Source organism: Erythrobacter dokdonensis DSW-74, from assembly GCF_001677335.1.
Taxonomy (GTDB): domain Bacteria; phylum Pseudomonadota; class Alphaproteobacteria; order Sphingomonadales; family Sphingomonadaceae; genus Erythrobacter; species Erythrobacter dokdonensis.
The window spans coordinates 575,738-600,501 of sequence record NZ_LZYB01000001.1; the positions used below are offsets into that span (position 1 = coordinate 575,738).

At 65.9% G+C, this 24,764-nt stretch carries 23 protein-coding genes; 15 read left to right on the forward strand and 8 right to left on the reverse strand.

Features of this window, described 5'->3' with window-relative positions:
- Nucleotides 1-32: 32 nt before the first annotated feature.
- Nucleotides 33-437 carry a BlaI/MecI/CopY family transcriptional regulator gene (locus I603_RS02760; RefSeq protein WP_068862257.1) on the forward strand — a complete coding sequence of 135 codons (405 nt, stop codon included), beginning with the start codon at nucleotides 33-35 and terminating at the stop codon, nucleotides 435-437.
- Complete coding sequence (locus I603_RS02765) at nucleotides 434-2,074, forward strand: M56 family metallopeptidase (protein WP_068862258.1); 1,641 nt, start codon at nucleotides 434-436, stop codon at nucleotides 2,072-2,074. The genes I603_RS02760 and I603_RS02765 overlap by 4 nt, the downstream gene beginning before the upstream one ends.
- A gap of 24 nt (nucleotides 2,075-2,098) precedes the next feature.
- Here the strand turns inward: I603_RS02765 and I603_RS02770 are convergent, their stop codons facing one another.
- Together I603_RS02770 and ypfJ are read right to left on the reverse strand one after the other, a co-directional pair.
- Nucleotides 2,099-2,632, reverse strand: coding sequence for a hypothetical protein (locus I603_RS02770; protein ID WP_068862259.1), 534 nt, complete (start codon nucleotides 2,630-2,632; stop codon nucleotides 2,099-2,101).
- The gene (gene ypfJ / locus I603_RS02775) at nucleotides 2,595-3,464 is read right to left on the reverse strand and encodes a KPN_02809 family neutral zinc metallopeptidase (protein WP_068862260.1); all 870 of its coding nucleotides are present in this window, start codon (nucleotides 3,462-3,464) and stop codon (nucleotides 2,595-2,597) included. The genes I603_RS02770 and ypfJ overlap by 38 nt, the downstream gene beginning before the upstream one ends.
- Nucleotides 3,465-3,560: 96 nt before the next feature.
- On the opposite strand from ypfJ, the gene I603_RS02780 reads away from it, so the two are divergent.
- From I603_RS02780 to I603_RS02800, 5 genes are all read left to right on the forward strand, one after another.
- On the forward strand, nucleotides 3,561-4,313 hold the full coding sequence (locus tag I603_RS02780) for a 3-hydroxybutyrate dehydrogenase (RefSeq protein ID WP_068862261.1): 753 nt from the start codon (nucleotides 3,561-3,563) through the stop codon (nucleotides 4,311-4,313).
- Nucleotides 4,310-5,815, forward strand: a complete 1,506-nt coding sequence (locus tag I603_RS02785) for a M28 family peptidase (protein WP_068862262.1) — start codon at nucleotides 4,310-4,312, stop codon at nucleotides 5,813-5,815. Before I603_RS02780 ends, I603_RS02785 begins: the two co-directional genes overlap by 4 nt.
- Before the next feature lie 86 nt (nucleotides 5,816-5,901).
- Nucleotides 5,902-7,356: an IMP dehydrogenase gene (gene guaB / locus I603_RS02790; protein WP_068862524.1), complete on the forward strand. Its 1,455-nt coding sequence runs from the start codon at nucleotides 5,902-5,904 to the stop codon at nucleotides 7,354-7,356.
- A 9-nt stretch (nucleotides 7,357-7,365) separates the two neighbouring features.
- The gene (locus I603_RS02795; protein ID WP_068862263.1) at nucleotides 7,366-8,544 is read left to right on the forward strand and encodes an RsmB/NOP family class I SAM-dependent RNA methyltransferase; all 1,179 of its coding nucleotides are present in this window, start codon (nucleotides 7,366-7,368) and stop codon (nucleotides 8,542-8,544) included.
- Nucleotides 8,545-8,606: 62 nt separating this feature from the next.
- The gene (locus I603_RS02800) at nucleotides 8,607-9,104 is read left to right on the forward strand and encodes a tetratricopeptide repeat protein (protein ID WP_068862525.1); all 498 of its coding nucleotides are present in this window, start codon (nucleotides 8,607-8,609) and stop codon (nucleotides 9,102-9,104) included.
- A 4-nt stretch (nucleotides 9,105-9,108) separates the two neighbouring features.
- Here I603_RS02800 and I603_RS02805 read toward each other — a convergent pair whose 3' ends face one another.
- On the reverse strand, nucleotides 9,109-9,588 hold the full coding sequence (locus I603_RS02805; protein ID WP_068862264.1) for an RNA pyrophosphohydrolase: 480 nt from the start codon (nucleotides 9,586-9,588) through the stop codon (nucleotides 9,109-9,111).
- A complete protein-coding gene (locus tag I603_RS02810) occupies nucleotides 9,585-10,535 on the reverse strand; it encodes an alpha/beta hydrolase (protein WP_068862265.1) in 951 nt (316 codons plus the stop codon). Before I603_RS02810 ends, I603_RS02805 begins: the two co-directional genes overlap by 4 nt.
- Before the next feature lie 109 nt (nucleotides 10,536-10,644).
- Here I603_RS02810 and I603_RS02815 point away from each other — a divergent pair, with 109 nt between their 5' ends.
- The 3 genes from I603_RS02815 (at nucleotide 10,645) to I603_RS02825 (ending at nucleotide 14,288) form a co-directional block, all read left to right on the forward strand.
- A complete protein-coding gene (locus I603_RS02815; RefSeq protein ID WP_068862266.1) occupies nucleotides 10,645-11,601 on the forward strand; it encodes a metal-dependent hydrolase in 957 nt (318 codons plus the stop codon).
- A 15-nt stretch (nucleotides 11,602-11,616) separates the two neighbouring features.
- The gene (locus I603_RS02820; RefSeq protein WP_068862267.1) at nucleotides 11,617-13,008 is read left to right on the forward strand and encodes a cryptochrome/photolyase family protein; all 1,392 of its coding nucleotides are present in this window, start codon (nucleotides 11,617-11,619) and stop codon (nucleotides 13,006-13,008) included.
- 65 nt (nucleotides 13,009-13,073) lie between these two features.
- On the forward strand, nucleotides 13,074-14,288 hold the full coding sequence (locus I603_RS02825) for a serine hydrolase domain-containing protein (RefSeq protein ID WP_232305225.1): 1,215 nt from the start codon (nucleotides 13,074-13,076) through the stop codon (nucleotides 14,286-14,288).
- Nucleotides 14,289-14,418: 130 nt separating this feature from the next.
- Here I603_RS02825 and I603_RS02830 read toward each other — a convergent pair whose 3' ends face one another.
- From I603_RS02830 to purF, 3 genes are all read right to left on the reverse strand, one after another.
- Nucleotides 14,419-14,766 (reverse strand): PilZ domain-containing protein, encoded by a 348-nt coding sequence (locus I603_RS02830; RefSeq protein WP_068862527.1) that lies wholly within the window; start codon nucleotides 14,764-14,766, stop codon nucleotides 14,419-14,421.
- A gap of 128 nt (nucleotides 14,767-14,894) precedes the next feature.
- Entirely contained in the window at nucleotides 14,895-15,611 is a 717-nt protein-coding gene (locus I603_RS02835) for an SDR family NAD(P)-dependent oxidoreductase (protein WP_068862268.1), read from the reverse strand.
- Between the two features lie 4 nt (nucleotides 15,612-15,615).
- Nucleotides 15,616-17,103 carry an amidophosphoribosyltransferase gene (purF, locus tag I603_RS02840; RefSeq protein WP_086621840.1) on the reverse strand — a complete coding sequence of 496 codons (1,488 nt, stop codon included), beginning with the start codon at nucleotides 17,101-17,103 and terminating at the stop codon, nucleotides 15,616-15,618.
- 237 nt (nucleotides 17,104-17,340) lie between these two features.
- Here purF and I603_RS02845 point away from each other — a divergent pair, with 237 nt between their 5' ends.
- The 5 genes from I603_RS02845 (at nucleotide 17,341) to dnaE (ending at nucleotide 23,555) form a co-directional block, all read left to right on the forward strand.
- Nucleotides 17,341-18,594 (forward strand): lipoprotein-releasing ABC transporter permease subunit, encoded by a 1,254-nt coding sequence (locus tag I603_RS02845; RefSeq protein ID WP_068862269.1) that lies wholly within the window; start codon nucleotides 17,341-17,343, stop codon nucleotides 18,592-18,594.
- On the forward strand, nucleotides 18,587-19,267 hold the full coding sequence (locus tag I603_RS02850; protein ID WP_068862270.1) for an ABC transporter ATP-binding protein: 681 nt from the start codon (nucleotides 18,587-18,589) through the stop codon (nucleotides 19,265-19,267). The genes I603_RS02845 and I603_RS02850 overlap by 8 nt, the downstream gene beginning before the upstream one ends.
- A 52-nt stretch (nucleotides 19,268-19,319) precedes the next feature.
- Entirely contained in the window at nucleotides 19,320-19,463 is a 144-nt protein-coding gene (locus tag I603_RS14665; RefSeq protein WP_169711377.1) for a hypothetical protein, read from the forward strand.
- Nucleotides 19,464-19,488: 25 nt separating this feature from the next.
- Nucleotides 19,489-19,968 (forward strand): glutathione peroxidase, encoded by a 480-nt coding sequence (locus I603_RS02855; protein ID WP_068862271.1) that lies wholly within the window; start codon nucleotides 19,489-19,491, stop codon nucleotides 19,966-19,968.
- A gap of 74 nt (nucleotides 19,969-20,042) precedes the next feature.
- A complete protein-coding gene (dnaE, locus tag I603_RS02860) occupies nucleotides 20,043-23,555 on the forward strand; it encodes a DNA polymerase III subunit alpha (protein WP_068862272.1) in 3,513 nt (1,170 codons plus the stop codon).
- Between the two features lie 61 nt (nucleotides 23,556-23,616).
- Here dnaE and I603_RS02865 read toward each other — a convergent pair whose 3' ends face one another.
- On the reverse strand, nucleotides 23,617-24,753 hold the full coding sequence (locus I603_RS02865) for an OmpA family protein (RefSeq protein ID WP_068862273.1): 1,137 nt from the start codon (nucleotides 24,751-24,753) through the stop codon (nucleotides 23,617-23,619).
- Nucleotides 24,754-24,764: the final 11 nt, after the last annotated feature.

Here is a 24,764-nt window from a genome sequence, read left to right on the forward strand (position 1 = left end):
TACAGGTGTAATCAACCTTCAGGGAGACCCACGTGAAACCGCCGAATGCGAACACGCCCGAGGAACCCGTCCACGAACGCATCACCGAAGCCGAACTGGCGGTGATGGATGTGCTGTGGGAGCGCCCGCGCCAGACCGCCGCCGAGGTGTGCGAGGTGGTGTGCGAGGCGCGCGGCTGGAGCCTCGCCACGGTCAAGACCCTGCTCGCCCGGCTGGTGCAGAAAGGCGTGCTCGCCGCAGAGCCTGACGGGCGGCGCTATCTCTACACCCCCCTGATCGCGCGCGCGGCCTATGTCGGCGGTGAATCGCGCCGCCTGGTCGACCGGCTGTTCGGCGGACGCGCTGCCTCGCTGGTCGCGCATCTTGCAGAGACCGAAGCGCTGACCGGGGATGACCTTGCCGAGATCGAGGCGTTGCTCAGGGAGCTCAGGCCATGAACGCGGTGCTGCTGGAAACGCTGGCCTGGACCGGCGTGCTGATTGCGCTGGTGCTGGTATTGCGCCGGCCGGTGGCTCGGGCTTGCGGACCGCAATGCGCCTATGCGCTGTGGGCGCTGCCGCTGGTCCGCCTGTTGCTGCCGCCCCTGACACTGCCCGCATGGATGGCGCCGGCCATGCCGGCAGCCGACCCGCTGCCCGAAGGCGAGGTCGTGGCGATGCCGGTTGAGGTGGTTGCGGATGTCGCGCCTGCCGCTGCGGGCTTTGATGTATTCGCCGCGCTGGCGGGACTGCCGCTGGCCGAGGGGTTGCTGCTGGTCTGGCTTGGCGGGGCCGGTGTATTCATGTGCCGCCGGTTCGCTGCCTATTTCACCTTGCGCGATGATCTGTTGGCCGAGGGGCGCGAGGTCGGCCGCGTGCCCGGGCGACTGGGTGCGATCCGGCTGGTGGAAACACCCGGCACGCCTGCGCCGCTTGCCTTCGGCGTGCTTGATCCGGTGATCGCCCTGCCGCCCGGCTTCATGGCGCTGCCCGACCGCCGCGCGCGCGACCTCGCGCTGGCGCATGAACTGGCGCATCACCGCGGCCTGGATCTGCTGGTGAATATCCTCGTGCAGCCGCTGTTCGCGCTGCACTGGTTCAATCCGCTCGGCCATTACGGCTGGCTGGCGCTGCGGCGCGACCAGGAGGCAGCCTGCGATGCGCGGGTGATTGCCCATGCCACCCACGAGGAACGCGCTGCCTATGCCCGCCTGATCGCCGGGTTTGCCGCCGGTCCGAATCTCGCAATCGCCGCCCCGATGGCCTGTCCCGTGCTGGGCGAGAAGTCGATCATTCAACGTTTAAGGAGCCTGTCGATGTCCAACCTTTCCCTTCGCCGCCGTCTGGTCGGTCGCGCGCTGCTTGGCGCGGGGCTGCTCGCCCTGCCGCTGACGGCCAGCATCAGCTATGCCGCCTCCGATCCCGGGCAGCCTGCCGCCGCCCCCACGCCGCCCGCACCGCCGGCTGTCGCCGAGCCCCCGAGCGCGCCAGAGCCGGTCGAGGCACCCGAGGCACCGGCCGCGCCCGAGGTTCGCGAGAAGCGTTCCACTTTCGTGTTCATCGATCCCGACCGCGAAATCGAGGAGGGCGAGGGGCTGACCGTAACCCGGCGCATCGAGCGCGGCGACGATGGCAAGGAACGCCATATCCGCCTGGTGCGCATTGGCGGACCTCAGGGCGAGGTGATTGCCGAGGATCAAAGCGCGGAAGGCAAGGTGACCTGGGAGGAGCGCGAGGCATTCGTGATCGAGTGGCGCGAAGGCATGGCCGAGGCCGGCAAGGCGCTTGCCGAGATGCGCGAGGCGCGCCGCAAGGCCTTTGCCGAAGCCGGTGCGGCACGGGCCGAGGCGCCCACCGTCATGGTGCTGAAGGATTGCAGTTCCTCGTTTAGCGGTGAGGCCGAGGTCATCGATGGCAAGGGCGGCAAGAAGACCATCATGATCTGCCAGCCCCGCATCCCCGCGACGGCCAGGCTCGGCCTCGAGCAGGCCCGCGCCGAGATCGCCAGTGACAAGGATATTCCCGAAGCGACCCGCAAGAAGGTGCTCGAAACGCTCGATCGCCAGATCGCCCGCTGGAAGGAAAAGGAGGGCTGATGCCGGGCAGGGCGGAGCGGCGCCCTACCTTTCGCCCTCTGCCGCCTTGGGCCGCGCGGGATATTCGCATCCCCGCCCCATCCCGAGACCCTTGAGGAAGCTGCGCCGCACCATTCCCGCAGTATAGGCGGCGCGCAGGGCGCGGTCATTGCTGGCCGCGCCCGTCACTTCGCGCAGGATGCTCCGGAAGGGGATCATCGAGCCGACCATCTTCTGGCCGATCCGCCCGGCATTGATCCGGCGACCTTCCTCGTCCACCGCGATATCGTAATCTGCGCCCAGCACCTGATCGAGCGCGGCAATGTCGGCGACGATGGCATTGCAGTCCCTCAACCGCGCGGTCTCGTACGGGTTTTCGACCGCGACCCGCAGCGGCTCGGGAACGTCGCGCGGGTCGATGTTGAGATCGCGCAAGGGGGTCTTGGCGACTTCCTCGACATCGGGATCGGGCATGACCTGCGCCGACGCGGGCAGGCCTGCCAACAGCGCCAGCAGCGCCGCCGCCACCGGCACGAGCGTGCTAGGAGCCTTCGAAAAAGACTTCGCAGGCTGAATCATCTCTGCTCTCCAGTCCCCGACGCAGCGCTGCCATCCGCTGGCGGCTCGTGCCGTGGGTGAAACTTTCCGGATTGATGCGCTGTCCGGCGCCGCGTTGCAGGGTATCATCGCCGATCGCGCTGGCGGCGGCGAGGCCTTCTTCCAGATCGCCCCGCTCGATCCTCTCGCGGTTCTTGCCCGCCCACATTCCGGCATAGCAATCGGCCTGCAATTCCATCGCCACCTGCAAGCGGTTGGCAGCGCCCGGATTGCGCTGCTGCGCCGCGCGGACCTCGCGCGCCCGGCCGGTAAGGTTCTGCACGTGGTGGCCGTATTCATGCGCGATCACGTAAAGCCGCGCGAAGTCACCGCCGGTTCCCGACATCTGCGCCAGCTGGTCGTAGAAGCTGGTATCAATGTAGATGCCCTTGTCCGCCGGGCAATAGAACGGCCCCGCCGCCGATGAGGCGCTGCCGCAGCCGCGCGTGGTGACCCTTCCGTCACGATAGAGATCGAGCACCGGACGCTCGAAGGGAATGCCGTTGCGCTCGAAGGTCGCCTCCCACGTGGCGTTGAGGCTGGCGAGCGCGGCGCAGGCCTCGTTCGCATAGGCGCTGCTGGCGCAGACCTCGTCCTCGCTCATGTCCTGACCGGTCCCGTTGCCGACCGGAGCGGTCTGCTGCTGGACACTGTCGATCACGCCGATGGTCTGCATCGGGTCGAGCCCGAAGACCAGCGCGCCGACGAGCGCGATGACCAGCGTGCCGCAGCCGATTCCGCCCGCGCGGCGCATCCCGCCGCCGCCGCTCGAACGCACATCGATATCCGAACTGTCATAGGGGCCAAGCCGCATACCCGTGTCCTCCCGCCCGTTCAAATCGCTGGACAGCCGCTTATCCCGCGGCAAAAGCGATATCCGATCATCGTACAAGTGCAGGAGTTGCCGCCAATGCTCAAGGAAAAGCGCGCTCTGGTGACCGGCTCGACCTCCGGAATCGGGCTTGCGATCGCCCGGGCGCTGGCGGCCGAGGGAGCGCAGGTGATCCTCAACGGGCTGGGCGATGCGGACGCCATCGCCGCGCTGTGCGAGGAACTTGGGGCGAGTTACAACGGCGCCAACCTGATGGACCCGCAGGCGATTGCGCGGATGATGGACGAGATCGGCCCGGTCGATATCCTGGTCAATAATGCCGGGATGCAGCATGTTGCCCCCATCGAGGATTTCCCGCCCGATAAATGGGACGCGATCATCGCGCTCAATCTGTCGGCGGCGTTCCATACCACGCGCCTTGCCGTGCCGGGGATGAAGGCGCGGGGATGGGGCCGGATCATCGCCACCGCCAGCGCGCACTCGCTCACCGCCTCGCCGTTCAAGAGTGCCTATGTCGCGGCCAAGCACGCCATGGCGGGTTTCACCAAGACCATCGCGCTGGAGCTGGCGACCCACGGCATCACCGCCAACTGCATCTCGCCGGGCTATGTCTGGACCCCGCTGGTGGAGAACCAGATCCCCGACACCATGGCGGCGCGCGGCATGACCCGCGAGCAGGTGATGAACGATGTGCTGCTGGCCAAGCAGCCGACCAAGGAGTTCATCCAGCCCGAAGATGTCGCCGCGCTGGCGCTGTTCCTGTGCAGCGATGCGGCGCGCGGCATTACCGGGGCGAACTATTCGATCGACGGAGGCTGGACCGCCGAATGAGCGTGATGCGCGCCCGCCATTTTCTGGTCCTGCTGGCCTGCCTCGTGCTGGCCGCCTGTGCCCGCGCGCCTGTCGCCAGCGTGCCTGTGTCCGAGCGCGCCGCGATCGAGCAGCGCCTGAGAGCCGATATCGCGGTTCTGGCAAGCGACGCGTTCGGCGGTCGCAAGCCCGGCACGCCGGGCGAGGAAAGGACGCTGGCCTATCTCGAAGGGCGCTTTGCCGGGATCGGGCTGCTGTCGGGCACCGGCGACCCCGGCAGTTACTGGCGCGCGCCGGTCGATCTGGTCTCGGCCCGTCCCTTGACGGCCAAGCTGATGCTGGCGCGCGGGCGCAATGCGCTGGTGATACCCGAGGACGAGGGGGTGGCCTTTACCCGCCGCCGCCGGGCGCTTGCCGCGGGCGGTCCGGCGACCGGCGTTCCGGTGGTGTTCGTCGGCACAGGGGAGAAACCGGTCGCGCCCGAGACGGTCGCAGGGGCCGTGGTGGTGCTGCTGGGCGCGGACGGGCCCGACCCGTCGCGCAAGGCTGCGTCTTTGCGCGAGCGGGCAACAGCGGTGCTCACCGTGCTACCCGATGCCGATGCCATCGCCGCCCTGCGCGCTGCCAATGCGAAGGAAAAGATCGAGCTGGCGAGCGAGGAAGTCGACACGCTTTCGGCCTATGTCACCGAGGGCGCGATGGCGCGGGCGCTGGGCGAGGCCCGCTGGAAACGCCTCAAGCAGCGCAGCGAGGAGAGCGATTTCACTCCGATCGAGATCCAGCTTGCGATCAGCATCGAGGCCACCGCAGAGCGGCGCGAATTCGCCAGCGCCAATCTGATCGGTCTGATCCCCGGCACGGCGCCGGGTTCGGGCGCGGTGCTGCTGCTGGGCCATTGGGACCATCTGGGCGAATGCGGTCCGCCCGATGCTGCCGAACGGGTCTGCAACGGAGCGGTCGACAACGCCAGCGGCATCGCGGTGATGCTCGAACTGGCACGGCGCCTGAAGGCGGGCCCGCCGCTTGGGCGCGACATTTATGTGATGGCTACCAGCGCGGAGGAAGTGGGTCTGCTCGGCGCGCGCGCCTTTGCTGCCGCACCACCGGTTCCGCTCGGCAATATCGTCGCCGCCTTCAATCTCGACATGCTCGCGCTCGCCCCGGCAGGCGCTCCTGTCGGGTTTGTCGGAGAGGGACGCACCCCGCTTGATCCTGTCATCCTGGCCGAGATCGCCCGCAGCGGTCGCTCCACCGGGGACCGGCAGCTCGCGGAAAGCTTCGTGTCGCGGCAGGATGGCTGGGTATTGCTCGAAAACGGGGTGCCCAGCGTGCTGCTCTCGAACGCTTTCGGCAGCCGTTCGCTGCTGCGTCCGTTTCTGCAGAGTGCCTATCATCGTCCGTCCGATGATGCGGATGCGGTTGAACTGGGCGGCGCCATCGATGATCTGCTGCTGCACGAGGCGCTGGTGCGGGTATTGGCCGATCCGGCGCGCTATTCGCCGCCTGCCGCCGCGCAGCCCTAGCGCAATCGCCAAACCGCGGTTACATGGGCCGCCACGATTCTCCGCCGCAAGGAGAACATCCTCTCGATCTGCAGAAAGTGGCAAGCATGGACATCCCCCTCGGCCTTACCTTCGACGACGTGCTGCTCCGTCCGGCGGAAAGCAGCGTGCTGCCGAGCATGGCCGACACCTCGACCCGGCTGACGCGCGACATCGGTCTCAACATCCCGGTGCTGTCCTCGGCGATGGACACCGTGACCGAAGCCGACATGGCGATCGCCATGGCGCAGCTGGGCGGGATCGGCGTGCTCCACCGCAATTTGTCGATCGAGGAACAATGCGCCGCGGTGCGCGCGGTCAAGCGTTATGAAAGCGGCATGGTGGTGAACCCCATCACCATCGGCCCCGACGCGGTGCTGGGCGATGCGCAGGCGCTGATGCAGCAGCACCGTATCAGCGGGATTCCGGTAACCGACCGCGATGGCAAGCTGGTCGGCATCCTCACCAACCGCGACGTGCGCTTTGCCGAAAACCCGCTCCAGCCGGTGCGCGAGCTTATGACGACCGAGAACCTTGCGACCGTGCCGCTCGGCACGTCGCAGGAGGATGCGCGCCGCCTGCTCCACCAGCGCCGGATCGAGAAGCTGCTGGTGGTGGACGAGGATTTTCGCTGCATCGGCCTCATCACGGTCAAGGACATCGAAAAGGCGGTGAATTACCCCGACGCGACCAAGGATGGCGCAGGCCGCCTGCGCGTCGCCGCCGCGACCACGGTGGGCGATCTCGGCTTTGCCCGCACCGAGGCGCTGGTCGATGCCGAAGTCGACGTGATCGTGATCGACACCGCCCACGGCCACAATGTCGAGGTGGCGAGGGCGGTCGAGCGGGTGAAGAAGCTCTCCAATGCCGTGCAGGTCATCGCGGGCAATGTCGCGACCGCCGAGGCTACCCGCGCGCTGGTCGATGCCGGGGCCGATGCGGTGAAGGTCGGGATCGGGCCGGGCTCGATCTGCACCACCCGCGTGGTTGCGGGCGTGGGCGTGCCGCAGCTGACCGCGATCATGGAAAGCGCCGAGGAAGCCGCCAAGTCGGGCGTGCCGGTGATCGCCGATGGCGGCCTTCGCACCAGCGGCGATGCGGCCAAGGCGCTGGCGGCGGGCGCTTCGACGGTGATGATCGGCTCGATGCTGGCCGGCACGACCGAAAGCCCGGGCGAGGTGTTCCTCTACCAGGGCCGCTCCTACAAGGCCTATCGCGGCATGGGCAGCGTCGGTGCAATGGCGCGCGGATCGGCCGACCGATACTTCCAGCAGGACGTTTCGGCGATGAAGCTGGTGCCGGAAGGGATCGAGGGGCAGGTGCCGTTCAAGGGCCCGGCCGCCGACGTCGTCCACCAGCTTGTGGGCGGGATCAAGGCGGCGATGGGCTATACCGGCTCGGCCACGATTCCCGACCTCAAGAAGAACGCAAGGTTCGTGCGGATCACCAATGCGGGCCTTTCTGAAAGCCACGTCCACGACGTCGCGATCACCCGCGAGGCGCCGAACTATCCCACACGCTGAGGTCTCGACATGACACCCGCCGCTAGAGTCCAGGCGGCGATCGAGCTGCTCGATACCATCATTGCGTCTGCGCGCGGCAAAGGCGCACCTGCCGACCGCATCATTGCCGACTACTTCCGCGCCCGCCGCTATGCCGGATCCAAGGACCGGCGCGCTCTGCGCGATCTGGTCTACCGCGCGATCCGGCTGTGCGGGCCGGTGCCCCAAAGCGGGCGGGCGGCGATGCTGGCAGTGGCGGGGCAGGACGAGGCGGTAGCTGTGCTGTTTGACGGATCCGCCCACGGCCCCGCGCCGCGCGCCGAGGGCGAGCCTGTGGCGAAGACCGGTCTTGCTCCCAAATGGCTTGCCGCCACCTTGCGCGCTTCCGGTCTTGGCGGGCGCGAGATTGCCGCGCTGATGGAGCGCGCGCCGCTCGATGTGCGGGTCAACGCGCTCAAGGCCGACCGCGCCGCCCTCGTCCTGCCCGAAGCGGGCGAACCGCTCGCCGCGCCTCAGGGGTTGCGCTTCCCCTCGGGCACCCAGGTCGAAGCATGGGAGGCCTACCGCGAAGGCCTGATCGAGGTGCAGGACCTTGGCAGCCAGCTGATCGTCGAGGCGCTGCCGGTGGGGCAGGGCGATACCATCATCGACCTGTGCGCGGGCGGGGGCGGCAAGACGCTGGCGCTTGCGGCACGCTTGAACAATGCGGCGTGCATCATCGCTGCCGACACCGACAAGCGCCGCCTCGGCAATCTTGCTCCCCGCGCTGCGAGGGCAGGAGCAGCGGTGGATCATACGGTACTGCTTGATCCGGGCCGCGAGATGAGAGCGTTGGGCGGCTTTGCGGGCAAGGCCGATCACGTGCTGGTCGATGCGCCGTGCTCGGGCAGCGGGACGTGGCGGCGCAGCCCCGAAGGGCGCTGGCGACTCGACCCTACGGAACTCGCCCGCCTTAACCAACTTCAGGACCATGTGCTCGATCTTGCCGCGCAGCTGGTGCGGCCGGGCGGCTCGGTCAGCTTCGTCACGTGCTCGCTGCTCGATGCTGAAGGGGCAGACCGGATCCCCGCCTTCCTCGCCCGCCACCCCGGTTGGCGCGCCGAAGCGCTGGCCCTCCCGCTCGGGCGCGCGCGCGGTGCAGGCTGGAGGCTTGACCCGTTTCATGACGGTACGGACGGTTTTTTCGTCGCGGGCTTGCGTTCACCATGATAGTGTGGCCACTTATGGCCCAGACTTCCGGTTCCCGGTCTCTTGCACTGAAGGAGCTTCTGATGCGTTTCGCGCCTGCTGCCGCCGCCCTTTCGCTATGCTTTGCGATGACCGCGAGCATTACCAGCGCCGGCCGCAGCGAAACGACCGATCCGCGCGCCTCGGCGCTGATCGCCCAGGGTCAGGCAGCGCTCGATGCCGGTGAAACCCAGGCCGCGGTCGATGCCTTCGAGGCCGCACTTGCGGTCGATCCGGGCCACACCCCGATCTATATCGACCTAGCCGAGGCCGCACGCCAGGCGGGGCTTCAAGGCAAGGCGATCCGCTATTACCGTGAGGCGCTGGAGCGCGAACCGGGCAACTTCGCCGCGATTTCGGGCGAAGGCGCGGCGCTGGTGGAAAAGGGCGCGGTGGAAAAGGCCAAGCGCAATCTTGCCCGCCTGCAAAGCCTGTGCGGCGAGACCTGCCCCGAAACCCTCGCGCTGGAAACCTCGATCGCGCGGGGCGGGCAGACCCGCTTCGCCGCCGAGACCGGCCAGGCTGCCGCCTCGAGCAACTGATCCTTCAGATCAGCGCGCGGAACTCCGCCACCAGTCCCTCGTAAACCGCCCGTTTGAAGGGCACGATCAGATCGGGCAGCGCCTCGGGCGCGACCCAGCGCCAGGCGTTGAATTCGGGCGGATCGTGGGCTTCGAGGTCGATATCGGCATCGCTCCCGAGGAACCGGCCAAGGAACCAGTGCTGTTCCTGCCCGCGATACTTGCCCTTCCACACGCGCCCCAGCAATTCGGGCGGCAGGTCGTAGAGATAGGGCCGGGCGGACTGTGCGATCACGTCGACCATGTGCGCTGCGACGCCCACTTCCTCGTGAAGCTCGCGCAAGGCCGCTTCGCGCACGTCCTCGCCCTTGTCGATCCCGCCCTGGGGCATCTGCCAGAAGCCGTGGGCGGACGGGTCGATCCGCTGGCCCACAAAGACGAGGCCAGCATGGTTCACCAGCATGAAGCCCGCACAGGGGCGGTAGGGGAGGCCTTCGGGGTTCATGCCGGGCTGCCCAGCATGAACTTCATCGCCGCGATCACGCGTTCGAGATCCTTCTGCGTGCTCGGCACGGCTGCGCGCAGGTTGGTGAAGCTATGCGTCACCCCGCGCATTTCGAGGAACACCACATCGCGCCCGGCATCGACCAGCGCGCGGGCATAGGCGCGGCCCGAATCGCGGATCGGATCGAGGCTGGCGGTGGCGACGATGGTCGGCGGGGCATCGCTGTGATCGCCAAGGATCGGGAAGCCGCGCGGGTCGGCGCGGTCGGCATTATAGGCCGCATCGAAGAAGCCCATGGTGTCGGCGGTGAGCAGGAAACCCTCGGAGAAGGCTGCCATGCTGTCCGAGCCGTTGGCGTCCGCCACCAGCGGGAAGATCGGCACTTGCAGCACCACCGGCACGGCAGCGGGGTTTGCGCCCAGAAGCTGGCCGACGACCACGGTCGCATTGCCGCCCGCAGAATCGCCGATGGTGATGATGCCGCTTGCGGTGCGGCCGAGTTCTGCGGGGCTGGATGCGACCCAGCGCGTCGCCGCCTCGCAATCGAGGATCGCGGCGGGGAAGGGCGCTTCGGGCGCGCGGGCATAGTGGACCGCGACCAGCGGCAGGTCCATCAGCGCGGCGATTTCGGTGCAGAGCGCGTGGTGCGTGTCGAGATCCCCGATCACGAAGCCGCCGCCGTGGTAGAAGACGATCACTGGCGCGGCCTCATCACGGCTTTCGCGCGCGTCGTAGAGGCGCAGGGGAATGTCGCCATTGGGGCCGGGGCACGAAAGGTCGCGGATCACCGCCAGATCGCGCGCAGGACGATCGGCGAGATTGTGCATCGCCTGATAGGACGCGCGCGCTTCCTCCAGCGTCATGTCGACCAGCTTGGGCCCGTTCACCTGCGCCATCATGTCGAGGAAGGCCTTCATGTCGGGGCGGATGTAGGGGGTGTCGGTCATTCTGCGTCTCTCCGGTGGTCTTTGGGCGCTGCGATAGGCGAGGCAGCGGGACTTTTCCAAGCGCATTTGCGGTTCCATGCGCTGTGCCGCACGGCTAGGCGGGTAAGATATGGATAATCTGACACATAGCTTTGTCGGCGCGGTGCTGGGGCAGGCGGGGCTGAAGCGCACCACCGGCCTCGCCATGCCCGCACTCATCATCGGCGCGAACCTGCCTGACGTCGACGCGGCGTGTTTTTTCTGGCTGGAGGGCACCGAGCACTTGGCCTTCCGCAGAGGCATCACCCACGGCCCGCCCGCGCTGGTGCTGCTGCCTCTGATCTTGGCGGGGATCTTGTGGGCCTTCGACCGCTGGCAGACCCGGCGCGGAACGCGGCCCGAGGCGCGGCTGCCGGTGCGGTTTGGGTGGCTCTATGGACTAGCCTTCATCGGGTGTCTCAGCCACCCGGCGCTCGACTGGCTCAACGTCTACGGCATCCGGCTGCTGGAGCCGTTCTCCTCGCAATGGTTCTATGGCGATACGCTGTTCATCATCGACCCCTGGCTGTGGGCGCTGCTGATCGGCAGCGTCGGGTGGTCATGGTGGCGGGAAAAGCTCGGCGGCGATCAGCGTCCGATTGCGCGCGGTGCGATTGCCGTGATGCTGGCCTATATCGGAGTGAACGGGGCTATCACCTGGCTGGATAACGCGACCCGCGGAACGATGACCGAACCCTATCCGAGAGCCTATATTGCCGCTCCCCTGCCGCTCACATTCTGGCGTCGCGAACAGATCGCGCAACTGGAGGACGGACGCTGGATTTCGAGCGACTGGAAGGGCAGCGATTTCGGCTATGGCTATGCCAATTCCGATCAGAGGCAATGTCGCCTGCCTGATTTGACCGAGGCCCGCCGCACCAATAGCCAGCTCGATGCCTTCCTGTTCTGGTCGCGCGCGCCCTTTGCGAGCCGCGCGGCTGACGGCTCGGTGATCCTCTACGACGCCCGCTTCTACGACCCGCGCGCGCGGGACCGGTTCTCGGTCGCGCTGCCGGATGTCGAATGCGTGGAACTCTCCGCCGGGTAAGGCGCTTGAGGCTGCATGAGTAAAACCCAAATCGTATGGCTCCGCCGCGATCTGCGCCTTGCCGACAATCCCGCGCTCTATCACGCCGCCAAGGCGGGGCCGGTGGTGTGTGTCTACGTGCTCGACGATGATTGCGCCAAGCATCACGCCTATGGCGGGGCGTCGCGCTGGTGGCTGCACCATTCGCTCGAAAGCCTCGCGAACAGCCTCGCCAAGCGCCACGCCCGGCTGATCCTGCGCCGGGGCGATGCGGTGGAAGAACTGTCCAAGGTCGCTGAGGAAACGGGTGCGACAACGATCCACGCCAATCGCCATTACGAGCCGTGGTGGAGGAAGGCGCAAGGCAAGCTCGCCGACAGGCTCGACCTGCAACTTTACGACGGCAACTACCTGATGCCGCCCGGTTCGATCACCACCGGCACCGGCGGGCAATACAAGATCTACACGCCGTTCTCCCGCGCCGTGCGCGAGGCCTTTCCGCCGCGCGACGAACTCCCCGCGCCCGAGACGCTGTCCTCGCCCGGTAGCTGGCCCGCCAGCGACGATCTTGCCGCATGGAACCTGCTTCCCACAAAGCCCGACTGGGCGGGCGGGATGCGTGCCTTCTGGCAGGTGGGCGAAGACGCCGCACACAAACGCCTCGCTGCATGGGAAGCGGATCTCGACGACTATGACGACAAGCGCAATTTCCCCAGCGTCGACAAGGTCTCGCGCCTGTCGCCGCACCTCCATTTCGGGGAAATCTCGCCCGTACAGATCTGGCATAAATTCAAGCACAAGCGTTCGGACGGCTGGCGCACCTTCGAGGGCGAGCTGATCTGGCGCGACTATTCGCAGAACGCGATCCTGCAATTTCCGGCCTACGCCACCAAGAACTACCGCGAGGATTTCGACCGCTTCGGCTGGCGCGATCCCGCGACCGACGAAGCCGCCGCGCGCGATCTCAAGGCGTGGCAGCAGGGCCGCACCGGATACCCGATCGTCGATGCCGGGATGCGCCAGCTGTGGCAGACCGGTTGGATGCACAACCGCGTGCGGATGATCACCGCCAGCTTCCTCATCAAGCACCTGCTGATCGACTGGCGCGAGGGCGAGAAGTGGTTCTGGGATACGCTGTGCGATGCCGACTATGCCTCCAATGCCACCAACTGGCAGTGGACCGCGGGGACGGGGGTGGACAGCAACATGTTCAGCCGGATCATGGCGCCATTGAGCCAGTCGGAGAAGTTCGACGCGGCGCGCTATATCCGTGACCATGTGCCGGAACTGAAAGGGCTGGAGGAGCCCTATGTCCACGACCCGGAGGAATTCGGGCGGCGGCCTGCGGGCTATCCGCGCAAGATCGTCCCCCACAAGGCCGCGCGCGAGCGCGCGCTTGCCGCATTGAAGGCGATGAAGGAAGGCTAGGGGGCTTGCCGCCGATACGCCTGCCCGCCTATGCCTGCGTCCGGAACAACGGACGAGAGGGCAAGATGATGGGCAGGTTCAAGAGCGCGGTTTCGGGCGCGGTGCTGGCGGTGATGCTGGGGGCTTGTGCCGGTTCCTATGCCCCGGCCCAAAACGTCGCTTCGGCACCGCCGCAGCTGGTCCGGCCCACACTGGTGCAACCGCCGCAGCGCGACCAGTCCGAATTGCAGGTGTTGTTCTGGAACGATGCCCAGCGCAGCGAGCGCTTTCGCGCGATGGAGCAGTGGTTTGCCGGTCACGAGGTCCCCGGTGCCACAAATGTCCGCTCGCTGATCGACGGCAAACCGCTTTCCGAGGAGCTTCAGGCCGAACTCGGCGCACTGATTGCCGAGACAGGCACCGCCGGGGTGATGGTCCTGCAAGACGGCAAGGTGCGCTACGAGGGGTATGGTCTGGGCCTGGGGCCGGACGATCGCTGGACCAGTTTTTCGGTCGCCAAGAGCTTCACCTCCACGCTGCTCGGCGCGGCGGTCAAGGATGGCTATATCGCCAGCCTCGATGATCCGGTGACGAAGTATATCCCCGACCTTGCGGGTTCAGCCTATGAAGGCGTCACGGTGCGTCAGCTTGCCACCATGACCAGCGGCGTGAAGTGGAACGAGGATTACACTGACCCGAACAGCGATGTTGCGCAGATGAACCGCTTCGTGGTCGAATACGGCCCCGATGCCATCGTTGCCCAGATGAAGGCGCTTCCGCGTGAAGCGGCGCCGGGAGCGAAGTGGGTCTACAAGACCGGCGAGACCAATCTCATCGGCCTGCTGGTGGAAAACGCGGTCGGCTTGCCGCTGGCCGAATATGCGCAGAGCCGGATCGTCGAGCCGGCCGGGTTCGCAGGCGGGCTGTTCTGGATGGTCGATCCGCGCGGCGGCAATATCGGCGGGTGCTGCCTGTCGATCACCCTTGCCGATTATGCGCGCATGGGCCTTTTCGCGCTCGAAGGGGGCAAGGGCGTGGTCCCCGAAGGCTGGTTCAACGAGGCAGGGGCCGCTCAGGTCGATTTCGCACCCGACATGCCGGGCTTCGGATATGGCTACCAGTGGTGGACCTATCCCGCGGGCGCCTATGGCGCGCAGGGGATCTTCGGGCAGGGGATTACGCTGGTGCCGGACAAGGGCCTGGTGTTCGCCTATGTCGGCAACTGGTCACGCGCGAGCGGAGGGCCGGAGCGCGCGCGGTTCCTCCAGATGACCGGAAAGATTGCAGCCAGCATCGAATGATACCGGCTCTTTGGCAGGCGTTTGACCGGGTCTAGACCCCCGTCAGCCGTCTTCTGGTCCGTCTTGCCTGCCTTCAGCAGCCTGCTCGCGGGGGTGTTCCACGTGGAACATCAGAGGTGCGGCGGCCGGATCAGATCACCTGGCGATAGACCCCGACATTGCTGTAACGCTGCAGGATGTTGTCGTGGACGATCGGGCTCAAAAGCTCGGAAAACGCGCAGCCGACGATGCAGTTGTCCCACCACACCACTTCGGCCTGAAGCGATTCGAGACCCGGAAGGGTGAGCCAGCACAGCTGGCCTTCGTGCATCCGGTTGATCGACGCGGCCGAGAAGCCCGAGATCGACAGGTCGTGCACCACGCTCTGGAAGGCCCGGCCACCCGACGCACGCAAGGTGGCGGGTATCGTCAGCCGGGTGCGGGGCGCGCAGCGATCTTCCTGCGCGGCAATGCGATAGGAATCTTTCTCGGTGGGCATCGCGTTCAACCTCATGTCAACCGCCGCTGCGGCGCGCAGTCTGCTTTGCCGCCGACAATGCCGCCCAAAGCGTTAATATTTGGTTGCCATGCAAGCGCAGCGATGACGCCGCAACCACGCCGGAGACGTCAGTCGATCCGCTCGCGATGGAGGGCGTCGAAACCCTCGGAGAGAAGGGCCACGATCCGGCTCGCCACCACTTCGGGCGGCTTGACCGTTTCGGGATCCTCGCCCGGATAGGCGCGGGCGCGCATCTCGGTGCGCGTCGCGCCGGGATCGATGATCGCCACGCGCAAGGGGCCGAGCCGCTCGACTTCGGCGGCATAGGTTTCCAGCAGGTTCTCAAACGCCGCCTTGGTCGCACCATAGGCGCCCCAATAAGGCCGCGGCGCGGCGCCGACGCTGCTGGTCAGGCCGATGATCCGTCCTGCCTCGGCGCGGCGCAGCATCGGGTCGAAAGCGGAGATCAACGCCTGCGTGGCGACCACGTTGGTGAGCAGCGCCTGGTTGAATTGTTTGGGCTCTATCTGCGAAAGCGGTGTGAGCTCCGGCAAATAAGCGGCTGAAAGCACGAGGATGTCGAGCGTCTGCCAGCGACCGGCGATGGCCGTGGCAAGGCGCGTGACCGAATCCGGCTCGGTCAGATCGAGCGGAGCGATGGTCGAGGTGCCGCCGGCAGCATGGATCGCGTCCTCGACTTCCTCGAGTGCCTTGACCTTGCGCGCCACGAGAATCACGTGCGCACCCGCTTCGGCAAGCGCCCTCGCAGTGGCGGCGCCGATGCCGCGGCTCGCGCCGGTGACAAGCGCGGTGCGCCCGGTGAGGGGTTTGGCAGTTTCGGTCATGGGATCACGCGGCCTTGGGGTCAGCGAAGGGAAGTTCGGCGGTCTTCTGCTGCGCCTCGGCGAGGTCGGTCAGCGAGGTGGGGTAATCGCCGGTGAAGCAGGCGTCGCAGAATTGCGGACAGGACGCGCTGCGTCCTTCGCGCCCGACTGCACGGTAAAGCCCGTCGATCGAGACGAAGGCAAGACTGTCAGCCTTGATGAACTGGCGCATGGCTTCAAGCTCCATACGCGCGGCTAGCAGTTTGGAGCGTTCGGGCGTGTCAACGCCGTAGAAACAGGAATGCGCCGTGGGCGGGCTGGCTACGCGGAAATGGACTTCGGCCGCGCCGGCCTCGCGCATCATCTCGACGATCTTGAGCGAGGTGGTGCCGCGCACGATCGAATCGTCGATCAGCACGATGCGCCTGCCTTCCACCAGCGAGCGGTTGGCATTGTGCTTGCGCTTGACGGAGGAATGGCGCGCACCGTCGCCGGGCTGGATGAAGGTGCGCCCGACATAGTGCGAACGGATGATGCCGAGCTCGAAGGGAATGCCCGATTGCTGGGCGAAACCGAGTGCTGCGGGCACGCCGCTGTCCGGAACCGGCACCACGAGATCGGCATCGCACGGGGATTCGATCGCCAGCTGGGTGCCGATCGCCTTGCGCGCCTCGTAGACGGAGCGCCCGGCGAACACGCTGTCGGGCCTGCTGAAATAGACATGCTCGAAGATGCAGGGCCGGGCCGGCGGGCTGCCGAAGGGTCGCACCGAGCGGATCTCTCCTGAGAAGTCGACCAGCACCAGTTCGCCCGGTTCGACCTCGCGGATGACCTCGGCTCCGACCACGTCGAAGGCCACGGTTTCGCTGGCGAACAGGACCGCGTCGCCCATCCGGCCCATCACCAGCGGGCGAATGCCGAGCGGGTCGCGGCAGGCGATCATGCCTTCGGGCGTCATCACGATCAGCGCATAGGCGCCCTCGACCAGCCGCAGCGCATCCACCAGCCGGTCGGCAATGGTGGGATAGCGGCTGGTGGCGACCAGGTGGATGATCACCTCGGTGTCCGAAGTCGACTGGAAGATCGAACCCTTGGCGACCAGATCGGCGCGCAAGGTCATGGCATTGGAGATATTGCCGTTATGCGCAACCGCGAATCCGCCGCTCGCCAGTTCGGCATAGAGCGGCTGGACGTTGCGCAGGCCCGAGCCGCCGGTGGTGGAATAGCGCACGTGTCCTGCCGCCATGTGGCCGGGCAGTTCGGCAATGGCTTCGGAGGAGGAGAAGTTCTCGGCAACATGGCCGAGTCCGCGCCGCACGAAGAATTCGCGCCCGTCCCAGCTGACGATTCCCGCCGCTTCCTGCCCGCGGTGCTGCAGCGCGTGCAGGCCGAGCGCTGTCGCCGCAGAAGCATCGGTGGCGTTGATCGCGCCGAAAATACCGCATTCTTCTCGCAGCTTGTCACCATCCGCATCACGGAAGGGGTGGGTCATATTGAGGGGTGTCATCGGCATCACCAGACCTGTCCGCAATCCTGCCGCCGGGTGGGCACGCCCCCAATGGCGATGTGACGGATCAATTACAAGGGAAAGCACGCCTGCGATGCCCGCCTTTTTGCTGACCGCGATGTGACAGGCCGCGATGGAGCAGCAGGGCGCTGGGCGGGGGACATTGATCCTGCTCGGGATTGCCGCGACCCATCGCCGCCACTACAGGCTTCGTTCACACAGGACAGGTCAGCCCGCACAGCCATGCTTTCCCCCTTCGAATGGATGATCGCCAAGCGCTACCTCTGGCCCGGCAAGGGTGAGGCTTTCATCGCGCTCGTTGCCGGTATCTCGGTCGGCGTGGTGATGCTCTCGGTCGCGATGCTGGTGATCGTCATGAGCGTGATGAACGGGTTTCGCGCCGAGCTGCTCGACAAGATCGTCGGTCTCAACGGCCATGCCATCGTCCAGGCCTATGGCGGGCGGCTTGAGAACTGGGAGGATGTGCTTGCCAGGGTCAAGGCGACCCCGGGGGTGACCGATGCCTCGCCGCTGATTGAACAACCGCTGCTGACCAGTTTCGGCGGACGGGTGGAGGCGGTGTTCGTGCGCGGACAGACCGACGCGGACATCGCCGCGCTCGGCGAGAAGGTGGTGCTGGGCGATATGCGCAGCCTGTACCAGCCTTCGGCGCAGAGCGGGGCAGGCCGCGTCGCTATCGGGATGCGGCTGGCACAGAATATCGGCGCGCGGGTGGGCGATACCATCACCATCATCAATCCGCAGGGCCGCACAACCCCGTTCGGCACCTCGATCCGCCAGATCGGCTACGAAGTCGGGGCGATCTTCGAAGTGGGCATTTATGATTACGACGAGAAATTCGTCGTCCTGCCGATCAAGGATGCGCAGACCCTGCTGTTGATGGGCGATTCCATCGGCATGATCGAAGTGACCGTGGACGACCCCGACAAGGTCGGCCAGATCCTCGCTCCGGTTCAGAAACAACTCGCCGGCCAGGCGGTCATATCGGACTGGAAGACGATCAATTCCGCCCTGTTCGAGGCGCTTCAGGTGGAGCGCGTGGCGATGTTCTTTGCCCTGAGTTTCATGGTATTGGTGGCCGCTTTCAACATCCTGTCGAGCCTTGTGATGCTGGTGCGCGCCAAGACCCGCGACATCGCCATCATGCGCACCATGGGTGCGACGCGGCGCAGTCTTACCAAGATATTTGTCACCACCGGCACGACCGTTGGTGCCATCGGCACGGCGGCAGGCCTGCTGCTGGGCGCGGTGGTGCTCTATTTCCGCGAGCCGATTGTCGATTTCATCGCCTTTGCCACCGGACAGGAAATCTGGGATCCGGAAGTGCGCTTCCTCTCGACCCTGCCTTCGCGCACCGATCCGTGGGAGATTCTCGGCATCGTTTTGCTGGCGCTGACGATGAGTTTCCTCGCCACGCTCTACCCTGCCTTCAAGGCGGCCAATACCGATCCGGTGCAGGTGCTGCGCTATGAGTGACGCGACCCCGATCGTCAGCCTCAAGGGGCTGAAGCGCTCATTCCAGCAGGGGGACACGCGCATCGACGTGCTGCGCGGCGTCAATCTCGATATCATGCCGGGCGAGATCGTGGCGCTGCTCGGCCCGTCGGGTTCGGGCAAGTCGACGCTGCTGCAGGCGGTCGGCCTGCTCGAAGGCGGGTTCGAGGGGCATATCGCCATCGCCGGGCAGCAGGCCGAGAGCCTGCCCGCCGACGCGCGCACGCAGCTCAGGCGCGAACATCTCGGCTTCGTCTACCAGTTCCACCACCTGCTACCCGATTTCGACGCACGCGAGAATGTGGTGATGCCGCAGATGATCCTCGGCACCCCGCGCGCCGAATGCGAGGCGCGCGCGGACAGCCTGCTCACCAGCCTCGGGCTGGGCGAGCGGCTGACCCATCGTCCGAGCCAGTTGTCGGGCGGCGAGCAGCAGCGCGTCGCGGTCGCCCGCGCACTCGCCAACCGGCCGACGCTGGTGCTGGCCGACGAGCCGACCGGCAATCTCGACGAACACACTTCCAATGCCGTGCTCGCCCAGTTTCTCGCGCTGGTGCGCGGCGAGGGCAGCGCGGCGCTGGTGGCGACGCATAATGAACGTCTCGCCGCGCGCATGGACCGGGTGGTGCGGCTCAAGGACGGCGTGCTGACCTAGCCGGACGCTCGCATCCCTATATCGAAAGGGTCGATATAAGGAGGAGGAGAGAATGGCCGACCATCCCAGCACCTTCAAGGGCGATACCGGTGATACCGGGGCGATTGCATGGGACGACCGTGCATCGCTGCATGCGGCCGATGAAGCAATGGTGCTTGCCTCACGTCCCGATTTTCCCGCAAAAGGCGAGGCCTGAACCGACCCAACCTGCGGGAGCATCCATGACCACCATTGCCGATTTCACCGTCACCACCAACCGCGGCGAGAGCCTTGATCTTGCCGACAAGCTCGGCAACGTGCTGCTGGTGGTCAACACCGCGAGCAAATGCGGCTTCACCCCGCAGTATGACGGGCTGGAAAAGCTCTACCAGCAGTTCAAGGGCAAGGGCTTCGAGGTGCTGGGCTTTCCCTGCAACCAGTTCGGCGCGCAGGAACCCGGCAGCGCGGACGAGATTGCCGAGTTCTGCAAGGTCAATTTCGGCGTCACCTTCCCGCTCATGGCCAAGATCGACGTCAACGGCGACAACGCCTCGCCGCTGTTCGACTGGATGAAGAAGGAGGCCAAGGGGCTGATGGGCTCGACTTCGATCAAGTGGAACTTCACCAAGTTCCTGATCGACCGCGAGGGCAACGTGGTGAAGCGCTATGCCCCGACCGACAAGCCCGAGGCGATTGCCAGGGACATCGAGAAACTGCTCTGACCGGGGGCTGCCCTGTGGAGAAGTAAGCGCGCCGGGCGCTTCCGGAATCGGCGCAAATTCATAAACTGTGCGCCATGCCTTTCGCTCCCTTCGTCCCTCTGCGTGTGCTGTCGTCCTATTCGATGCTCGAAGGGGCGATAGATCCCAAGGCTATCGCCAAGCTGGCGAAAGAGCGGGGCTTTCCCGCCATCGCGATCTGCGACCGGAACGGCCTTTACGGGATCATGGCCTTTGCCTCGGCCTGCAAGGAGGAAGGCGTTCAGCCGATTATCGGCACACTGCTGGGCGTGGCGCGCGAGGGTGTGGAAGGTTCGGCTGTCCGCGCGATCGATTACCTGCCGCTCTACGCGCAGGACAAGGAAGGTTACGGGAACCTCTGCCATCTTGTCAGCAAGGCTCATCTCGACCGCCCGCTCGAGCTTGATCCGCATGTCACACTGGCTGATCTTGAAGGACGCACCGGCGGGCTGATCGCGTTGACCGGCGCGGGCGAGGGCGGTCTCACGCGCCTCCTGGCGGACGGCCAGCACGACGCTGCGGCGCGGCTGTGCGACAGGCTGGAGGCGCTGTTTCCGGGCAGGCTCTATGTCGAGATCGCGCGCGATGGCGACGCGGCCGCGGCCCGTGCGGAAGAGGCGCTGATAGACCTCGCCTATGCCCGCGATCTGCCGCTGGTTGCCACCAACCCGGCCAATTTCGCAGAGCCCCACGAATACAAGGCGCATGACGCCATGCTGTGCATCGCCCATTCGACCCAGATCGAGGCCGAAGACCGGGTGCGCACCAATCCGCAGGCCTTCGTGAAGTCTGACCGGATGATGGCAGAGCTGTTTGCCGATCTGCCGGAAGGCCTCGCCAACACGCTCGTGGTTGCGCAGCGCTGCGCCTTTGCGCCGCCCTATCGCAAACCGATCCTGCCGAGCCTTGCGGGCGACCTTGCCGGCGAGGCGCGGATGCTCGCGGAGGATTCGCGCGCCGGTCTGGAGGCGCGGCTGGTGGCCTATCCCGACCTTACCGAAGAAGAGCGCAAGGTCTATTTCGACCGTCTCGAATTCGAGATCGACGTGATCGTGAAGATGGGCTTTCCCGGCTACTTCCTGATCGTTGCCGACTTCATCAAGTGGGCCAAGGATCAGGGTATTCCCGTAGGGCCGGGACGCGGCTCGGGGGCTGGCTCCGCGGTTGCCTGGGCGCTGACGATTACCGATCTCGATCCGATCCGGTTGGGGCTGCTGTTCGAACGCTTTCTCAACCCCGAACGCGTCTCGATGCCCGACTTCGACATCGACTTCTGCGAAACCCGCCGGGGCGAGGTGATCCGCTATGTGCAGGCGAAGTACGGTTCGGATCACGTCGCGCAGATCATCACCTTCGGCAAGATGAAGGCGCGCGCGGTGCTGCGCGATTGCGGCCGGATCCTGCAGATGAGCTACGGGCAGGTCGACCGGCTGTGCAAGATGGTGCCCAACCATCCGACCGATCCCTGGCCGCTGCCGCGCGCGCTCAACGGCGTGGCCGAATTCCGGCGCGAATACGACAATGACAACGAGGTAAAGCGGCTGGTCGACCTTGCCATGCAGCTTGAAGGCCTGCCGCGCAATTCCTCGACCCACGCGGCCGGGGTGGTGATCGGCGATCGTCCCCTGGCGCAGCTTGTCCCGCTCTACCGCGATCCGCGTTCGGATATGCCGGTTACCCAGTTCGACATGAAATATGTCGAATCAAGCGGGCTGGTGAAGTTCGATTTCCTCGGCCTCAAGACCCTGTCGGTGCTGCGCAAGGCGGTTGACCTGCTCGCCCGGCGCGGCATCGCGATTGATCTGGGTGCGCTGACGCTCGATGATCCGGCGGTCTACGAGCTGATGAAGGCGGGTAATACGGTCGGCGTGTTCCAGCTGGAATCAGAAGGGATGCGGCGCACGCTGAAGGCGGTGAAGCCGACCAATTTCGGCGACATCATCGCGCTGGTCTCGCTCTATCGCCCCGGCCCTATGGACAACATTCCGCTGTTCGGCCAGCGCAAGGCGGGCCTTGTCACGATCGAATATCCGCACCCCAAGCTCGAAGGCATCCTGGCCGAAACCTACGGCATATTCGTCTATCAGGAACAGGTGATGCAGGCAGCCCAGGTGCTGGCAGGATATTCGCTCGGCGATGCCGACCTGTTGCGCCGCGCGATGGGCAAGAAGAACCAGGCCGAAATGGACGCGCAGCGCCAGCGCTTCATCGAGGGCTGCAAGGCGGTCTCCGACATCGAGCCCAAGCGCGCCAATGAACTGTTCGACTTGATCGACAAGTTCGCCGGCTACGGCTTCAACAAGTCCCATGCCGCAGCCTATGCACTGCTCGCCTATCAGACCGGCTGGATGAAGGCGCATTATCCGGAAGAATTCTACGCCGCCTCGATGTGCTTCGACATGCACCAGTCGGACAAGCTGTCGGCGTTTGTCGACGATGCGCGGCGCTATCCGGGCGTGCAGGGCGGGGTGAGGGTTCTGCCGCCCTGCATCAATGCCAGCGAGGCCGAGTTCAGTGTCGAGCAGACCGACGAGGGTTATGCCGTGCGCTATGCGCTAGCCGGGATCCGCAACGTCGGCGAGAAGGCAATGGAAGCGATTGTCGCCGAGCGCCTAGACAACGGCCCTTTCGACAGCCTCAAGAACTTCTTCGAGCGCCTGCCGCAAGGCACCATGAACCGCCGCCAGCTGGAAGGTCTGATATGCGCCGGTGCGCTCGACGGTCTCGAGCCTGACCGGGCGCTATTGCTTGCCAATGCCGAACTGCTGCTGGCGGTCGCCGATGCGGCGATGCGCGAGCGGTCCAGCGGGCAGGCCGGACTGTTCGGCGGCGAGGAGGCACCGAGCGAGGATCTCCGCCTCCAGCCCTGCGAGCCTTGGAGCAAGACCGATCGCATGGCCAAGGAGCGCGAGAATTTCGGCTTCTACTTCTCCGCCCACCCGGTTCAGCAATATCGGGACGTCGCCTCGGCCAATGGCGCACGCACTTACCAGAGCCTGATGGAGAACGGGGCGCCAGCCGGCGGGCGCGGGACGGCGGTGATGGCGGTCATGGTCGAAGGCATTACCAAGGCCCGTACCCGCAAGGGCGGAACCTTCGTGCGCGCGGATTTCTCGGATTCGTCGGGCCAGTTTTCCGCTGCCTGCTTCGAAGAGGCACTCGTGCCGCAATTCGAGCGCTGGGCCGCCGATGGCGAGTGCCTGTTGATGACAGTCGAACTGGATTCGCCCAATCCTGACGAACCGCCCCGTCTGACCGTGCGCGGCGCGCGGCCGCTGGCCGGTGTGGTCGGCTCCACCCCGATGCAGCTGAAGGCGGACATTTCCAGCCTCGAGGCTCTGCTTGAACTCAAGATCGCGCTGGATGTCGAGGAGGACTGCGCCTTCCACGGCAATGGCGAGGTGCTGGTGCGCCTCAGGCTCGAGGCCGGTGGCCATGCGCAGATGAAGCTTGGCCGGGCCTTCCTACTCTCGGGCGAACTGGCCGAGCGGCTGGCAGAGGTTCGGGGAATCAGCAATGTCGAACTGGTGCCGGTGAAGAGCCGTCCGGGCCTGCGGCTGGTCGCCTGATCCATAAGACTAAGGGGGCGGATCGCTCCGCCCCCTCGCTCCTGCATCAGGGTCGTGAAGCCTACATCCCCGAACCGGGGCCGTATGTGACTTCTACGCGGCGGTTCTGCGCCTCGCGCACCCCGTCAGCGGTCGGGACGCGCGGTTGGGTTTCACCGAAGGCTTCGGCCATGATGCTCGCATCGGGGATGCCGCGTGCGGTCATGTAACCGCGAACCGAGGCATTGCGGCGCTCTGCAAGGCCCATGTTGTAGCGTGTGCTGCCCGATGTGTCGGTGTGCCCGGCCAGCATCACGCGCGCCGTGCCGCAATTGGCGTAGGCCGTAATCGCATTGTCGAGGATGGTTGCGGCTTCGGCGGTGATGTCCGAGCGGTCGAAGTCGAAGAACACGATATAGGGCCCGGTATTGCACACCGGCTTCGGCGGCGGCGGCGGTGCGGGCGGCGGAGGGGGTGGTGGCGGCGGAGGCGGAGGAGGCGGAGGAGGTGGCGGCGGAGGCGGCGGGGCTTCCTTTCCACCGAAATTGTAGACCAGGCTCGCCAATACCGAATGGGCGGTATAGTCCGCCTCGATCGGAAGGCCGTTGGCCGCCTCGAACCCGAAATCGTCGACCACGAAATAACGGTACTTCAGGCCCAGATCGAGATTGTCGCTGACCGCGAAACGCAGGCCACCGAGCAGCTGCCATGCGAAATCGGTGGTGCTGTCGTCGATCACGGTGCCCACGCCCGCCACCTCGACCGGCAGATCGACATTGGCAAAGCCTACACCGCCGCCGGCATAGAACTGCACCCCGTCATCCTTGCCGAGTTCGACAAGTCCGTTGAGCATTACGGTCCAGAACGACAGGTCTTCCTCGTTCTGCACCACTGTACCCGGCGGCACCGTGATGTTGCCGGGCAGGATCGCCGAATTGACGACCGTCAGCCCGTCATAGGAATTGCGCTTGTAGCCGCCCTCGGCCTCGAGCCGGAAGGCGCCGAAATCATAGCCGATCACCACATCGACATCGAGGCCGCTATTGGTGTCGGCAAAGGCGCCATTGGTCTGCGGATCGGTATTGGCAAGATCGACATCGACCTGATCCTCGAAGCTGACCCCGCCGTTGACTCCGACATAGACCTGCCCTTCACGGGCCTGCACGGGCGCTGCGATGATCGCTGCGGTGCCGGCAAGAAGAATAGCCGCTTTTTTCATGTCCGCTCTCC

What these genes read in the sequence shown, in the direction of transcription:
- I603_RS02765 (WP_068862258.1), top strand. Translation starts at nt 434, where the DNA reads ATGAACGCGGTGCTGCTGGAAACGCTGGCCTGGACCGGCGTGCTGATT.
- I603_RS02770 (WP_068862259.1), bottom strand. Translation starts at nt 2,632, where the DNA reads ATGATTCAGCCTGCGAAGTCTTTTTCGAAGGCTCCTAGCACGCTCGTG.
- ypfJ (WP_068862260.1), bottom strand. Translation starts at nt 3,464, where the DNA reads ATGCGGCTTGGCCCCTATGACAGTTCGGATATCGATGTGCGTTCGAGC.
- I603_RS02780 (WP_068862261.1), top strand. Translation starts at nt 3,561, where the DNA reads ATGCTCAAGGAAAAGCGCGCTCTGGTGACCGGCTCGACCTCCGGAATC.
- I603_RS02785 (WP_068862262.1), top strand. Translation starts at nt 4,310, where the DNA reads ATGAGCGTGATGCGCGCCCGCCATTTTCTGGTCCTGCTGGCCTGCCTC.
- guaB (WP_068862524.1), top strand. Translation starts at nt 5,902, where the DNA reads ATGGACATCCCCCTCGGCCTTACCTTCGACGACGTGCTGCTCCGTCCG.
- I603_RS02795 (WP_068862263.1), top strand. Translation starts at nt 7,366, where the DNA reads ATGACACCCGCCGCTAGAGTCCAGGCGGCGATCGAGCTGCTCGATACC.
- I603_RS02800 (WP_068862525.1), top strand. Translation starts at nt 8,607, where the DNA reads ATGCGTTTCGCGCCTGCTGCCGCCGCCCTTTCGCTATGCTTTGCGATG.
- I603_RS02805 (WP_068862264.1), bottom strand. Translation starts at nt 9,588, where the DNA reads ATGAACCCCGAAGGCCTCCCCTACCGCCCCTGTGCGGGCTTCATGCTG.
- I603_RS02810 (WP_068862265.1), bottom strand. Translation starts at nt 10,535, where the DNA reads ATGACCGACACCCCCTACATCCGCCCCGACATGAAGGCCTTCCTCGAC.
- I603_RS02815 (WP_068862266.1), top strand. Translation starts at nt 10,645, where the DNA reads ATGGATAATCTGACACATAGCTTTGTCGGCGCGGTGCTGGGGCAGGCG.
- I603_RS02820 (WP_068862267.1), top strand. Translation starts at nt 11,617, where the DNA reads ATGAGTAAAACCCAAATCGTATGGCTCCGCCGCGATCTGCGCCTTGCC.
- I603_RS02825 (WP_232305225.1), top strand. Translation starts at nt 13,074, where the DNA reads ATGATGGGCAGGTTCAAGAGCGCGGTTTCGGGCGCGGTGCTGGCGGTG.
- I603_RS02830 (WP_068862527.1), bottom strand. Translation starts at nt 14,766, where the DNA reads ATGCCCACCGAGAAAGATTCCTATCGCATTGCCGCGCAGGAAGATCGC.
- I603_RS02835 (WP_068862268.1), bottom strand. Translation starts at nt 15,611, where the DNA reads ATGACCGAAACTGCCAAACCCCTCACCGGGCGCACCGCGCTTGTCACC.
- purF (WP_086621840.1), bottom strand. Translation starts at nt 17,103, where the DNA reads ATGCCGATGACACCCCTCAATATGACCCACCCCTTCCGTGATGCGGAT.
- I603_RS02845 (WP_068862269.1), top strand. Translation starts at nt 17,341, where the DNA reads ATGCTTTCCCCCTTCGAATGGATGATCGCCAAGCGCTACCTCTGGCCC.
- I603_RS02850 (WP_068862270.1), top strand. Translation starts at nt 18,587, where the DNA reads ATGAGTGACGCGACCCCGATCGTCAGCCTCAAGGGGCTGAAGCGCTCA.
- I603_RS14665 (WP_169711377.1), top strand. Translation starts at nt 19,320, where the DNA reads ATGGCCGACCATCCCAGCACCTTCAAGGGCGATACCGGTGATACCGGG.
- I603_RS02855 (WP_068862271.1), top strand. Translation starts at nt 19,489, where the DNA reads ATGACCACCATTGCCGATTTCACCGTCACCACCAACCGCGGCGAGAGC.
- dnaE (WP_068862272.1), top strand. Translation starts at nt 20,043, where the DNA reads ATGCCTTTCGCTCCCTTCGTCCCTCTGCGTGTGCTGTCGTCCTATTCG.
- I603_RS02865 (WP_068862273.1), bottom strand. Translation starts at nt 24,753, where the DNA reads ATGAAAAAAGCGGCTATTCTTCTTGCCGGCACCGCAGCGATCATCGCA.